General features: G+C 35.8%; 10 protein-coding genes and 1 pseudogene. 3 read left to right on the top strand and 8 right to left on the bottom strand.

Going from position 1 to position 14,099, the window contains the following annotated elements; genetic code table 11:
- Positions 1 to 315: 315 nt before the first annotated feature.
- The 5 genes from OOK89_RS02805 to OOK89_RS02825 all read right to left on the bottom strand — a co-directional run bounded on the left by OOK89_RS02805 (position 316) and on the right by OOK89_RS02825 (position 5,287).
- A complete protein-coding gene (locus tag OOK89_RS02805; protein ID WP_010962372.1) occupies positions 316 to 573 on the bottom strand; it encodes a hypothetical protein in 258 nt (85 codons plus the stop codon).
- Between the two features lie 93 nt (positions 574 to 666).
- A complete protein-coding gene (gene gyrB / locus OOK89_RS02810) occupies positions 667 to 3,054 on the bottom strand; it encodes a DNA topoisomerase (ATP-hydrolyzing) subunit B (protein WP_264719261.1) in 2,388 nt (795 codons plus the stop codon).
- 216 nt (positions 3,055 to 3,270) lie between these two features.
- Complete coding sequence (locus OOK89_RS02815; RefSeq protein ID WP_264719263.1) at positions 3,271 to 3,879, bottom strand: SCO family protein; 609 nt, start codon at positions 3,877 to 3,879, stop codon at positions 3,271 to 3,273.
- 44 nt (positions 3,880 to 3,923) lie between these two features.
- Positions 3,924 to 4,619, bottom strand: coding sequence for a DNA polymerase III subunit epsilon (gene dnaQ / locus OOK89_RS02820; protein ID WP_064124802.1), 696 nt, complete (start codon positions 4,617 to 4,619; stop codon positions 3,924 to 3,926).
- Positions 4,620 to 4,636: 17 nt separating this feature from the next.
- Positions 4,637 to 5,287 carry a Tim44/TimA family putative adaptor protein gene (locus OOK89_RS02825; RefSeq protein ID WP_264719264.1) on the bottom strand — a complete coding sequence of 217 codons (651 nt, stop codon included), beginning with the start codon at positions 5,285 to 5,287 and terminating at the stop codon, positions 4,637 to 4,639.
- A 164-nt stretch (positions 5,288 to 5,451) separates the two neighbouring features.
- On the opposite strand from OOK89_RS02825, the gene secB reads away from it, so the two are divergent.
- The 3 genes from secB to putA all read left to right on the top strand — a co-directional run bounded on the left by secB (position 5,452) and on the right by putA (position 11,839).
- Entirely contained in the window at positions 5,452 to 5,955 is a 504-nt protein-coding gene (secB, locus tag OOK89_RS02830) for a protein-export chaperone SecB (protein WP_006279761.1), read from the top strand.
- A gap of 14 nt (positions 5,956 to 5,969) precedes the next feature.
- A complete protein-coding gene (acnA, locus tag OOK89_RS02835) occupies positions 5,970 to 8,564 on the top strand; it encodes an aconitate hydratase AcnA (RefSeq protein ID WP_264719265.1) in 2,595 nt (864 codons plus the stop codon).
- A 134-nt stretch (positions 8,565 to 8,698) separates the two neighbouring features.
- Entirely contained in the window at positions 8,699 to 11,839 is a 3,141-nt protein-coding gene (putA, locus tag OOK89_RS02840; RefSeq protein WP_264719266.1) for a bifunctional proline dehydrogenase/L-glutamate gamma-semialdehyde dehydrogenase PutA, read from the top strand.
- Between the two features lie 141 nt (positions 11,840 to 11,980).
- On the opposite strand, the pseudogene OOK89_RS02845 reads toward putA, so the two are convergent.
- From OOK89_RS02845 to OOK89_RS02855, 3 genes and pseudogenes are all read right to left on the bottom strand, one after another.
- Positions 11,981 to 13,116 (bottom strand): annotated as a pseudogene (locus OOK89_RS02845) (transposase).
- Positions 13,117 to 13,382: 266 nt separating this feature from the next.
- Complete coding sequence (locus OOK89_RS02850; RefSeq protein ID WP_006279756.1) at positions 13,383 to 13,727, bottom strand: DMT family transporter; 345 nt, start codon at positions 13,725 to 13,727, stop codon at positions 13,383 to 13,385.
- Positions 13,728 to 13,743: 16 nt separating this feature from the next.
- Positions 13,744 to 14,058, bottom strand: coding sequence for a DMT family transporter (locus OOK89_RS02855; RefSeq protein WP_010082606.1), 315 nt, complete (start codon positions 14,056 to 14,058; stop codon positions 13,744 to 13,746).
- Between the last annotated feature and the right edge of the window lie 41 nt (positions 14,059 to 14,099).

Below are 14,099 nucleotides of genomic sequence, written 5' to 3' on the forward strand. Positions count from 1 at the left end.
AAAAACTCCTTTCTTTCTCTCCACTTTTTCTGGGTAAGGTCACTTGGCAACAGTTGCTCTACTTTCTCCTTCATCCAATGCTTCCATTGCTTCCATTGCTTTTTTCCTTAAGTCGTAACTATACGCTGCTGGCATACAAACCCCTCTACCATAAATCCATTCTTACCTTATTGGGATTATTATGAGAAGAGCTATAACTCTATGGGAGGGAAGCAAAATCTGGGATTCGGCCTTAATGGCATTAGCGTTGCATCAGCTTCACCCTCCCTGTGAGGTATTTTAGCTCTAATGCCTCACATCATAAAGATACAAGTGTCAAGCTACTTGGATGACAGGGGAGGGAGGCACTGGGATGACAGGAGAAGGTAGTGGGATGACACCCTGACAACCGTCATCCCGCTGCTTGTTAGCGGGATCTAGAGATACCGCGAATGAATCGCGGCATGACGTAGGACTGCTTTCATTCCAGTGCTTGACACTGGAATCCAGCCTTTCTGCAATCTCATCGAAAACGTTGTAACCACTTTCTATGCTAGTTTGCTTGTGAGCAACCTGGATTCCAGTGTCAAGCACTGGAATGACACCGTTATAAAGGAACCAGTGTCAGCTACTTGAATGACACAGTCTTTGCTTAAACCCGTAACGTTCGTACATTTTGCTAAAAGTTCAAATATCAACATCATGCACATTAAGTGCATTGCTATTAATAAAATCACGGCGTGGTTCAACTATATCACCCATTAATATTGAAAATATGGAATCAGCTTCTTCACAATCTTTTATTTCAACCTTTAATAAAGTTCTAGCCTCAGGATTTAACGTAGTATCCCATAGCTGATCGGCATTCATTTCACCAAGACCTTTAAATCTCTGCAGAGTTAAACCCTTTTTACCATAGTCCATTATTATTTTTGCAAGCGTACTTGGAGAAGTGATTCTTATTTCAGTTTCTTGTGACTTTAAAAATGAATCACCATTAAATAAATTACTTATACCATCAAGCAAACTTAATATGTTTTGCATATCTTTGCCTTCAAGCATACTAAGTGCAAATATATATTTGTCTGCCAATCCTTGAAACAATTTAGAGATATGAATTTCTTTTTCTTCATCTTTTATTTCCACTTCCCAAGTGTATTCGCTGTACATTAACTTCAAATACTTTAATATCTCATCAGCCGATGATAGAGCATTCTTTTTACTTAAAATTAGCAATGACTCTAAGAGATTTTGTGGTATTTCTCTATCATAATTTTTGCTAATATTAGAAGTGCTAACGCATTTATTCAAAATAAGGCGCAAGTTGTTAAATTCTGTAGCTGTACCACTTAGTGTTAATCTTTTAACTGCTGAGTTTATTATATACTCTTCAAAAGTTTCGTCATCTTTAATATAAGTGTCTTTGGCATTCTTTGTAACTTTATAGAGGGGTGGCTGTGCTATGTATAAGTAACCTTTTTCAATAACTTCACGCATATGTCTAAAAAAGAAAGTTAGAATCAAAGTTCTTATATGTGAACCATCAACATCTGCATCTGTCATGATGATAATTTTATGATATCTAGCTTTTTCAATATCGAAGTGTTCACTCCCTATTCCAGCACCAATTGCAGTAATTAAAGAGCCTATTTCTGCAGATGAAAAAATACGATCTAAACTTACACGTTCTACGTTTAGAATTTTTCCTCTTAAGGCAAGCACTGCTTGTGTTTTACGATTACGCCCCTGCTTTGCAGTACCACCTGCTGAATTACCCTCTACTATAAATAATTCCGATAACTCAGGAGCTTTTTCCTGGCAATCAGCAAGCTTTCCTGGCAGAGTTGCAATATCAATATTGTTTTTGCTTTTAACTAACTCTCGTGCTTTTCTTGCGGCTTCTCTTCCTTTTGCTGATCTGATTGCTCTTTCTACTATACTTGCTGCCAATTTGGGATCAGTTTCAAGGATTGTGCTCAATTTATCAGAAACTATACTTTCTACAACTGCACGTGCTTCAGAACTAACTAGTTTATCTTTTGTTTGTGAAGAAAACTTAGGATCAGGCATCTTGAGAGATAAAACACAAGTTAAACCTTCTCTAACGTCTTCTCCAGTTAAATTTACTTTTGCTTTCTTTAAGAACCCTTCATTAGTTGCATAGGTATTGATACATCTAGTTAGTGCAGATCTAAATCCTGCCAAATGCGTACCACCATCTCGTTGCCGTATATTATTAGTGAAACACAACATATTCTCATAGTAGGAATCATTCCATTCCATCGATATTTCCAAGCTGATGCCAAGATCTTCTGCATCTCCTTTCATACTGGCAATTTTAGTTACATGTGTCTTATTCTTATCTAAGTACCGCACAAAATTCGCTGTACCAAAATTGTCTTTAGATTGATTGCTCTGATTGAAATGAGACTCTGTATATGGTTCATTGCGCAGATCACGTAAAGTAATGTCGATATTTGAATTTAAAAATGCTAATTCTCTTATACGACTTTCAAGCGTTGAGTAACTGAAATTAATGCCATTAAAAGTCTCTGTTGATGGCATGAACGTGACTTTAGTTCCTCTTTTGTTTGTATTTTCGTTGACTACCTTTAAAGGTTCAATAGACTCACCATCTTCAAAACGCATAAAGTGTTCTTTCTTATTGCGCCAAATAGTTAATTCCAACCAGCTTGATAATGCATTCACAACTGAGATTCCAACACCATGTAATCCCCCAGAAACTTTATAGGTATTACTGTCAAATTTACCACCAGCATGGAGTTGAGTCATTATTACCTCTGCTGCTGATATTCCTTCTTCTTCATGAATGTCAGTTGGAATGCCACGACCATTGTCGGTTACTGATACTGAACCATCTTTATTTATGCTAACTTCAATTTTATCACAATATCCAGCTAAAGATTCATCTATTGCGTTGTCAACAACCTCATATACCATGTGATGCAAGCCAGATCCATCGTCAGTGTCACCAATGTACATACCTGGACGTTTCCTTACAGCATCAAGACCCCTTAAGATTTTTATTGCATCGGCATTATAACTATTTTCCATGGTATTGCTTCGTTTATGAATGTTAATTAATATTACATTCATATATGCTGATTAGCAACATTTTTAAACTGATAACCCATATTAAAAGCACAATTTTACGAATATTTATTTTTGAAGACAGCAAATAGTGTCATTCCAATGTGTCTTCCCGATGGAGATTAAATTATAACGCTCATGCAGTTGCGTGTTCAACTAATTAACAGAAAAATCTATAATTCAGTTTACGTATTTTCTGATCTCAGCCAAAATCTTATCAGATTGACTTTCGTCTGAATTTAAATCAGCTGCAAAGTGTGTAACATATCTTCCTCCAGGGCCAATAAGATATATTATCGAAGAATGGTTGATTTCTTCTTCTCCGTCTACTTTGCTTGCATATACTTTATATTTTGCAACTACTTCGTCTATTTTTTCTCTTTCACCAGTTAACATTTGTATTCTGTGGTCAAATTGCTGCTGAAATTCTTTAAGTCTTTCCGTGCTATCGCGCTCAGGATCGACTGTGATGAAGAATGTTTGTAGCTTGTTGTTAGTTTTCTCATCTAACTTTGCAAGTGTTTCTGAAATTATTCCAAGGTTCATAGGGCAAATTCTTTTGCATGAGGAAAACCCAAAGAAAATCATCATGTATTTATCTTTAAAATCACTACTGCGCAGGATCTGTCCGTCCTGATTAATTAAAGAAAAATCTCCGCCTATCTTAACTTCTGCGTTGTGAATCGCTGCTGGGGCAAATATGCCTTTTTTAGTGAAATAACAATAACCTAAAAAAACAACTGCTAATGCTGCTAGCACATTAGATAACAATCTTATAAACCTTACCATTAGGGTGCTCTCAGTAAAATTAAATTGTATCTTTATTAGTTGACCTATTCAATATATTTATTCCAAAGTGTATTGTTAATTTTGTCTAACAGTTTCTTATGTTCATCAATTTCTTCACTATTTGGTGAATGTTCTCTGGGAGTTAGATTACGCACTTTATGCTGAACGAATGTAGAGTTACTGTCCTGATTGCATTCATTATCAAACAGAAAGGTTTGTAACCCTCCTGTAAGTTCAACATATACCTTTGCAAGCAATTGAGCATCAACTAGTGCTCCGTGCAATTCTCTATTCTCTAGCGATATATCAAAACGCTTACATAATGCATTCAAAGAAGCAGGTGATCCTGCGAATTTTTTCCTCGCAAGAGGTAATGTATCTAGCACTCTGTCTGAGGAAATTAACCCAGCATTCAGCTTGCTTAACTCCATGTTAAGGAACTTAACATCGAATTCAGCGTTGTGAATTACCAAAATATCATTAGATATAAAGTCAAGAAATTCAAGTGCAACATCTGAAAATAATGGTTTATCTTCTAAAAATTCTTCACTAATACCGTGAATCTTAAACGAGTGATAAGGTATATCTCTTTCTGGGTTAAGGTACCGATGGAATACTTTACCTGTTGGAATGCGGTTAATTAATTCCACACACCCTATTTCAATAATTCGATGACCAGATTCAGTGTCAAGACCTGTCGTTTCAGTGTCAAGTACTATTTCGCGTAGCTTGCTTTCCATTTCAAATAAAACTCATCTTACTTATCATTTGTCTTATCGTTACTTGTCTTTTTATAGTGAATAGAAACAAGCAACCAGCTCGGGTCTGATGAATTAACATTTTTTTTGAATTGCCATACATCCTCAACTTTATTAATAGTGGATGTACTACCTGATATTATATCTCCTTCATTGTTCTTAACGAAGTTAATTTGCTCTGAAAGGAAATATACTGCAATAAACACTGCGTTTTTTACTAGCTTTATTTCTAAAATCTTTTGTGAAACGATAGAAACAATTATAGACTCGTGCACCTCTTTACGATGTTTAATCTTCTCTGCAAAATTATCATATAAGTCTTTATCGAGAAGTGGTTTTAACTGAGACAAATTTCCTTGATTGAAATACTTTATTATTAATTCAAAAGCTATGCTTGAACCTTCTATAAAGTGGGAAATAGAAAAATCTTTATTTTTTTTTAATATTTGTTCATAAGTAACTTTTATTGAATTTTCATCATTGCTATCAATGTAACCCTCAATGTTTTCTACTACGTCTTCTCTACTTCGGCTTACATCCAATACACTAGTTAGCTTTTTTAGGTTGAGGTTGGCTGATCTTCCTAAAGAATTATACAAACGTGAAAAAATGAACGCCGCTAATAAAGCATATATTACAAGCTCTATCATAGTAACTCAACTCCTTGGCATATAAAGTATCCGAACATTATTAATTATTAATGAAAATATGTTTTTCATATCAACTTATAATCAGGTTTGCTATTCGTTTGTAAATGAATATATTATATAAGAAAGTATTAAATATCTCAACTTAATTAAAGGAGACGTAAGAAATGCCACAACAAAAAATGAGAATTCACGGTCAATATGTTAAAGATCTATCATTTGAGAATCCGAATTCGCCATTCCTTTCTTCTAGTAAAGCTCCAGATATTAATGTAATGGTTAATATCAATTCAGCAAAATTAGAAGGGACGAAAAACAAAGAAGAAGTGAATGAAGAAAAATCTTTCCATGAAATTACTTTGCATATAGAAGTCAAAGCAACGGTAAAAGATGAAGGCATAAAGGATGGCGTAGCTTTCATTTGTGAAACGAAATATTGTGGCATTTTTTCAATAGAAAATTTAAAAGAGTTGAGTGAGGAAGAAGTAAGACAAGCTTTGTTTATTGGTGGACCTACTTTTCTTTTTCCTTTTGCAAGAGAAATAATTGCAAGAGTTACAAGTAGTGGTGGATTTCCCCCACTGATGCTAGATCCTATAGATTTTGAAACTATGTATGAGCAGCAAGGTCAACAACAAAAAAGTAACGGTAGTAATTCCAATTTTAACTAATATAGTGTGATAGGATGAACAATTCTTTAAACGCAAAAACGACTTTAAACATTGACGGGAAATCATACAACTATTTTAGCCTAAGTAGTGCTAGTGAATTTTTAGGAATAGATGTGACTAAATTGCCTTGCTCACTTAAGGTTCTGCTTGAAAGTTTATTGCGCAATGAAGATGGAGTAAACGTAAAGCTAGATGACATAAGAGTACTAGCAGACTGCGTTAATAAACACACTAATCACGAAATTAGCTATAAACCAGCAAGGGTGTTGATGCAAGATTTTACAGGGGTTCCTGCTGTTGTTGATCTAGCTTCAATGCGGGACTATGTTAAGAAAAATGGAGGAAACCCAAGCAATATAAATCCGTCTGTACCGGTTGATCTTGTGATTGACCATTCTGTTCAAGTAGATAGTTATGGAAGTGTTTCCGCATTCAGTAAGAATGTTGAGTTAGAAGTAAAAAGAAATTTGGAGAGATATCAATTTTTAAAGTGGGGAGAATCGTCCTTCACAAATTTTAGAGTAGTGCCACCTGGCACAGGGATTTGCCACCAAGTGAATCTTGAATATTTAGCGCAAGTTGTGTGTAATAATGATGGAGTCATATATCCTGATACTTTAGTTGGTACTGACAGCCATACTACAATGGTTAACGGATTATCAGTTCTTGGTTGGGGTGTTGGAGGCATAGAAGCTGAGTCTGTGATGCTTGGTCAACCAATTAGTATGGTGATTCCAGAAGTAGTTGGATTTAAATTAATTGGCAGATTGTCGGAAGGGGTAACTGCGACCGATTTAGTGCTGACGGTTACCAATATCCTAAGAACAAAAGGCGTTGTTGGTAAGTTTGTAGAATTTTATGGTGATGGTTTAGATTATTTATCTTTGGCAGATAGGGCCACTATAGCAAACATGGCCCCGGAGTATGGCGCAACTTGTGGATTTTTTCCAATTGATCAAAAAACGCTAGATTATTTAAGCTTAACCGGAAGGCCAGAAAAGCTGATTAAGCTAGTTGAGGCTTATGCGAAAGAGCAAGGACTGTGGCGTGGCAATAATGAGTTAGCATTTTTTGACACACTAGAGCTCGATTTATCAAGCGTGAAGCCAGTAATGGCTGGTCCTAAAAGACCACAAGATAAGGTTTTTCTTTCACAAGTGGCAGAGTCTTTTTCTAAATCATTTTCAGTTAATGAGTCAAAGGAAAACGATAAACTCCAAGATGGAAGTGTAGTTATTGCAGCAATAACAAGCTGCACTAATACTTCAAATCCAAGTGTGATGATTGCTGCAGGTCTTGTAGCTCGTAATGCAATTAAACTTGGATTAAAATCAAAGCCTTGGGTTAAAACTTCTCTTGCTCCAGGGTCACAAGTTGTAACAGAATATTTAGAAAAGTCTGGATTGCAGGTAGATCTAAATGCTTTGGGTTTTAATCTAGTTGGATATGGTTGCACAACTTGCATTGGGAATTCTGGTCCACTTAATAAAGATATAGAAAATGGCATTAAAAACAAAAACTTAACCGTTGCTGCAGTTTTATCTGGCAATCGTAACTTTGAAGGAAGAATTCATCCGTTAGTCAAAGCTAATTACTTGGCATCTCCGCCACTTGTTGTTGCATATGCACTTGCTGGTACTGTGCAAATTGATCTGACAAAAGATTCAATATGCAAAGATAAGAATGGAAATGATGTCTATCTCAAAGATATATGGCCAACAAACAATGAAATCGAAGATTGTGTTAAAAGTGTGGTAACACGTGAGATGTTCATACAAAAGTATAAGGATGTTTTTTCTGGTGATAAACATTGGCGAAAGATAAAGTGTGAAAAAAGTGAAATCTATAATTGGGATGCAAACAGCACTTACATACAAAATCCGCCTTATTTTGATAATTTATCACCTAAAAATAATAAAATCGATATAAAAGGTGCACAAATATTGGCAATGTTTGGCGATAGCATAACCACTGATCACATTTCCCCTGCTGGAAATATTGCCTCAAGTAGTCCTGCAGGTATATATTTAAAAAATCTTGGAATTGAGCCACAGGACTTTAATTCGTATGGATCTCGTCGTGGTAACCACAATGTAATGATGCGTGGCACTTTTGCTAACATTAGAATAAAAAATGAAATGGTTAGCACCGAAGGTGGATATACAAAATATATTCCTTCTCAAGAAATTATGTCAATTTTTGATGCAGCAATGCGTTACAAGGAAAATAATGTACCTCTAATCATTGTTGCAGGAAAAGAATATGGCACAGGTTCAAGTAGGGATTGGGCAGCAAAGGGTACTTTATTGTTGGGGGTTAAAGTTGTCATTGCAGAAAGCTTTGAGCGTATACATAGGTCCAACTTAGTTGGTATGGGTGTTCTTCCACTTGTATTTCAAAATGGAATAACCAGAAAGATATTTGATGGTAGTAAGGTAATAAGCATAAAAGGTGAAATAGTGCCAGGTGGAAATCTAGAATGTATCATCAAAAGAAAGGATAATTCAAGGCAATCAATTCAACTCAAATGCTGTGTACAAACCGCAACTGAGACTAAATACTTGATGTGTGGTGGAGTGTTGAGCTACATACTTGCACAATCTTTTTGATTTAGTGAAGTTATTGCATGGACTTCTTTTAGCCAGCCCTGATCCCTTTGTAAATAGCAATTTGCTCTGCGCAAAGTTATGATATAATTTCACCATACATATGGTGTCGGAGTATTTTTTGGAGATAATTATATATGATAAGCTCTATACAAGAACCTAATGAACTCAGAAAACGTTTACAAGGATTTTATCGTACTGATGAAAAGAGTTATATACGTTATCTTGTAGAAAAAGCAGAGCTTTCGGCTGATTCAAAAAATAGAATTTATAATATTGCAAAACAAGTTATTGAAAAAATCAAACACAATAAATTAAGTATTGTAGATTCCTTTATGCAGCAATACTCGCTTTCCAATGATGAAGGAATAGCGCTTATGTGTCTTGCTGAGTCACTACTTAGAATACCAGATGATTATACAATAGACGAGCTAATCAAAGATAAAATTGCCAATCAAGAATGGAGTAAATATTTAGGATATTCTTCTTCATTGTTCGTCAATGCTTCCACGTGGAGTTTAATGATAGGTAGCAGTATATTGAGAGATAATGAAGGCGATTCGAAGTTCTATTACGCAATTTCTAAGTTACTTAAGAATTTAGGAGAACCGATCATTCGCAAAGCAGTAAAACAAGCAATGTCTATGCTTGGTAATCATTTTGTTGTTGGAGAAACCATAGAAGAAGCTTTAAGGTACGCAAAACTAGATGACAATAGTAAGTTTTTATACTCTTTTGATATGCTTGGCGAAGCTGCTCACACAACTGAGGATGCAGAAGAGTATTTTAATTCGTACATGCACTCAATAAAAGCTATAGGTGAATCCACTGAAATAAATGATTGTTTTAAATCCCATGGAATTTCAATCAAACTTTCTGCTTTACACCCACGTTATGAATTTAGTCAATTTGGCCGAATTGCTGGTGAGATATTCACTAAGGTTTTAGAGCTCTGCCGCGAGGCAAAAAAATACAACATTTCACTATGCATAGACGCAGAAGAAACAGAAAGGCTTGAAATTTCCTTAATCTTGTTTGAACAATTACGGCTTGATGAATCACTTTCTGAGTGGGAAGGGCTCGGCTTGGCTGTACAAGCATATCAAAAACGTGCTTTATCTGTTCTTGACTTTGTAGAGGATGTTGCTATTCGATCAAAGCACAAAATTATGGTGAGGCTTGTAAAAGGTGCATATTGGGATTCAGAAATCAAGTGTACGCAAGAATTGGGATTAAATGATTACTCAGTATTTACAAGAAAAAGCTATACTGACGTATCTTACCTCGTGTGCGCACAGAAACTTTTGAGTAAACCAAACAGCTTTTACCCATGCTTTGGAACTCATAACGTCTATACTTTTGCTTCTATCATGGAACTTGCTGATAAAAACCACCCTGGATTTGAATTTCAACGCTTACATGGAATGGCAAAAGACTTATATGATTATGCAATGTCAGAGCTTGCAACAAATGTTAGCTGTCGTGTCTACGCACCCGTTGGGGAACATAGTGACTTGTTGCCTTATCTTATAAGACGCCTTCTTGAAAATGGAGCTAATAGTTCGTTTGTTAATCAAATAAGTGATCCTAACGTTAAAATCGATGAGTTAATTTCAGATCCACTGGAAAAAGCTATAAATTTTAATTATGAACCTCATCCAGGCATTCCATTACCACAAGATATTTTGGGACCAGAAAGAAAAAATTCCTTGGGGATGGATATTAGTGATTCTGTGATAGTCTCACAATTTGCAGATGATATAAAGGGTTTTAGTGAAAAAAAGTGGCAAGTTGGACCAATAATTGATGGAAAAGCACTATTTGATAATGCTGAATTTATCGAAGTAGTGAATCCTGCACATTTGGAAAATGTAATTGGAGAAGTGTCAAGTGCAACAAGCGATCAAGCTTTAAACGCTCTTGAAATAGCACATAGTGCTTTTGCTAAGTGGCAGAATGTTTCAGCAGAAGAGCGCGCTAAATGCCTTGAAAAAGCTGCAGATTTGCTTGAGGAAAGGATGAAAGAGTTAATTTACATTCTGATTGTGGAAGCAGGAAAAATTTTATCCGATGCAATAGCAGAAGTAAGAGAGGCAATCGACTTTCTGCGTTATTATGCAATGATAGCAAAAAATGAACTGAGCGACTGGAAAAAATTGCCGGGCCCAACAGGTGAAGATAACTTCATCTTTTTTGAAGGCAGAGGAGTTTTCTTATGCATATCACCGTGGAATTTTCCGCTCGCTATCTTCATTGGGCAGGTCTCAGCTGCACTTGCAGCAGGTAATGCAGTGCTGGCAAAACCGGCAGAGCAAACGCCGATTATTGCCTACGAAGCTGTTAAGATACTACATGAAGCTGGGATACCAAAGAATGTGTTACACCTCATTCCTGGGGATGGTGGATATTTAGGCAAAATATTAGTTCCAGACAATAGAATTGCCGGAGTAGCTTTTACTGGCTCAACACAAACTGCTCAAATAATCAATAAAATGCTTGCAAATAGGGATGGTCCTATCGTACCACTTATTGCTGAAACAGGAGGGCTCAATGCTATGATAGTTGATAGCTCTGCTCTCTTAGAGCAAGTGACTACGGATGTTTTGCTTTCTGCGTTTCGCAGCGCTGGCCAACGCTGTTCTGCGCTTAGAGTGCTGTTTATTCAAGAGGACATAGCAGAGAAGCAGATAAAAATGATATGCGGTGCAGCGCAAGAACTCAAGATTGGTGACCCAATACAACTTAGTACTGATATTGGTCCAATAATTGATAAAGCATCTATCGATATGCTCACTCAACATACGCAAAAAATGTCAGAGGATAAAGATTCAAATCTGTTATTTAAAGTACCCATGGATACAAATTCTCATAATGGTTATTTCTTTCCTCCATATATTTATGAGATACAAAAAATTTCGCAATTAAAGCAAGAAGTATTTGGTCCTATTTTACATATCATACGTTTTAACAAGTCACAATTAAATGAAGTTATAAGTGATATAAATAGTACTGGATATGGGCTTACGTTTTCTTTGCAGAGTCGTATACAAAGTCAAATTGACACTATAAGTAAAAAAATATCAGTTGGAAATGTCTACATCAACCGTAACCAGATAGGTGCAGCAGTTGGGATACAACCATTTGGTGGTAGAGGACTATCTGGCACTGGGCCAAAAGCTGGTGGTCCTCATTATTTACAGCGTTTTTCTACAGAAAAAGTTGTAAGTGTTAACACTACAGCATTTGGTGGTAACACTACACTTATGTGTTTGGATTAATTTGCGGGCCCTAATTTTTCTTACCCCTAAACTAGACGTTCGTGCAGTTATATACACAGCGCTAAAATCCGAAAAGGACCAGCTCATGCACTGAAATAAATCGTATCCGTTCAGCCAATGGCGTCAACTTAAGAACTTTCATTAGCAAACTCTCCTAAAGACATGATGGCGTTTAGGCTTATCTACTTTATTGCGGCTGTCCCGGTCGGATTTTAACTTTAGCGCGTATACTTAAAAAGGGCTTGAAAGTTTTTTGGCGCAATAAGTACCTGATAGAGTTTCTGCCTCATTACACCAAATAAAACTGAAAAATTTAAACGATACTCAGTAATTTGATCTGGGTTCCAAGGCCCTTGTGCATCACATATATGAAGCGATAATATATTGCACATGACCAAGTTTGCCCAAAATTCTTGTAATACAGCCTCTCCAGAAAAATTCTCTAACTCTGCTCCTACTTTGAGTCGTTTATAGCACTCCTCTATGTGCCACCTTAACACATAAGCTTTGCTCCAAAGTCTCGGTCAAAAACTCTGTTTCTCAGTTGGCTAATGTCAGCACTATAACTCTTACTTTCTGTCCTTTCATTTTATTTTTTAGCTTTTCATTTTCTAATATAAAATCAAAATCTAATTCGCCAGCGTTCCCATAGCTTACTATAATTTCTTTTTTGCAAGCGAAAAATAAAATCTACTTCCAAATTATAATGCTGCTGAATGAATTTTACTGAAGACGATCATAGATAAATAATAATTTCTCTTGATTTAATAAACGCATTTGAGTGATAACTTTGGGTAATTGCTCTGCCGCCAACGTTTGTTCACCTATATTCCAAGCTGTAAGACGAGCACTACAAATCAGCGAAGTACACAAATCAACAAACAAATTGCCAATGGTGCCTGTTGTTCCATTTGGTTCAAACTCGGATACAATTTCCCCAGAGCTGGGTAATCTCATACCAGAACCATCTGCTGCAATAAGTCTATAGCCTCTCCAACTCAGGTTCATCCTGATAGGCTGTTTGGATGCTTAAATTCTTGAAAGCCTGTATGGCAAATCTTATACCTTGCTTTAGAAAAAGCTTGCTTTGAGGGTACATGTCAATGGCTCCATAAGTTCACATTCTATTCCCAAACTTTTTTTAACTAACTTTAAAATCATAGAAAATACTGTCGAAAAAGCTTGTTCGTGTAAAACTCAACACAATGGATTTTCTGAAAAGTTTTCGAGTATATTATATTTTTAATTTGTAGAATAAGGTTTTTTCCTTTTTGCATATTTCACCTAAAAAGGACATATTTTAGACTTCTTTGTTGAAATAAAACAGAAACAAAAGTGCTGTCCCTTGCACTCTTTGGATAATTTAATGATAAAAAATTTGGAGAGAAATTTTATACACAATCTCTGACATTTTTCCTTAAGTTGACGCCATTGTGTGAACGGTTACGGTTTCCCGTCTTCACCATGCTATATAGAAAAAAGTCTGGATTCCAATTTGCATGACAATATGGAGTATCTGCTTCTTTCATCCCAGTGGGATCTTTTATTCCATTTTATCAACAGTTTGTTTTGCAGTATCAAACAATTTTAATCCTATAATCCCGAATGTAACTAAAATAAAGCATATTACTTCGAATAAATTAACTGGTTCATCAAATAGGTAAACTCCAAGTATCGAAGCTCCTATAGCGCCCACTCCAGTCCAAATTGCATAGCATACTCCGATAGGTATAGAACGTGTAGCGAGCGAAAGTAAATATGTACTAAGAGCCATGGAGAGTATGCTAATTATTGATGGTACGAGATGAGTAAATCCATAACTATGCTTAAGTGTTATGACCCAGAACACTTCAATTAGTGACGATAAGAGTAAATATATCCAATTCATGCATAAATTTTTAGGTTTAAATAGAGAGCTTCAGCCCTATGCTTCCTATTACAATTAAAACGATACATAAAACTTGAGATAAATTAATATTCTCTGTGAAAGTGGTTGCACCAATTATAGTTATTCCAATTGTGCATATTCCAGAGGAAACTGCATAGCATACCCTAATAGGTAGAAAGCATGCTGCAAGAGATAAAAAATAAATGCTAATGATCATAATTACCAATGTTGCAATCGAAGGCACAACTTTAGTAAAACTGTTACTAAACTTTAGTGTTACAGCCCACAGTATCTCTAGGATACTAGACAGCAACAAATATAACCAGCACATTTTCGTAACACTTCAATCTTGTATTGTAACAGAAATTGTTA

The organism is Wolbachia endosymbiont (group A) of Lasioglossum morio, assembly GCF_947250585.1.
In the GTDB taxonomy this organism is placed as follows: Bacteria; Pseudomonadota; Alphaproteobacteria; order Rickettsiales; family Anaplasmataceae; genus Wolbachia; species Wolbachia pipientis.

Bases quoted from the DNA above. Each gene is read 5' to 3' on its own strand.
- gyrB (WP_264719261.1), bottom strand. From the start codon at position 3,054: ATGGAAAATAGTTATAATGCCGATGCAATAAAAATCTTAAGGGGTCTT.
- OOK89_RS02815 (WP_264719263.1), bottom strand. From the start codon at position 3,879: ATGGTAAGGTTTATAAGATTGTTATCTAATGTGCTAGCAGCATTAGCA.
- dnaQ (WP_064124802.1), bottom strand. From the start codon at position 4,619: ATGGAAAGCAAGCTACGCGAAATAGTACTTGACACTGAAACGACAGGT.
- OOK89_RS02825 (WP_264719264.1), bottom strand. From the start codon at position 5,287: ATGATAGAGCTTGTAATATATGCTTTATTAGCGGCGTTCATTTTTTCA.
- secB (WP_006279761.1), top strand. From the start codon at position 5,452: ATGCCACAACAAAAAATGAGAATTCACGGTCAATATGTTAAAGATCTA.
- acnA (WP_264719265.1), top strand. From the start codon at position 5,970: ATGAACAATTCTTTAAACGCAAAAACGACTTTAAACATTGACGGGAAA.
- putA (WP_264719266.1), top strand. From the start codon at position 8,699: ATGATAAGCTCTATACAAGAACCTAATGAACTCAGAAAACGTTTACAA.
- OOK89_RS02850 (WP_006279756.1), bottom strand. From the start codon at position 13,727: ATGAATTGGATATATTTACTCTTATCGTCACTAATTGAAGTGTTCTGG.
- OOK89_RS02855 (WP_010082606.1), bottom strand. From the start codon at position 14,058: ATGTGCTGGTTATATTTGTTGCTGTCTAGTATCCTAGAGATACTGTGG.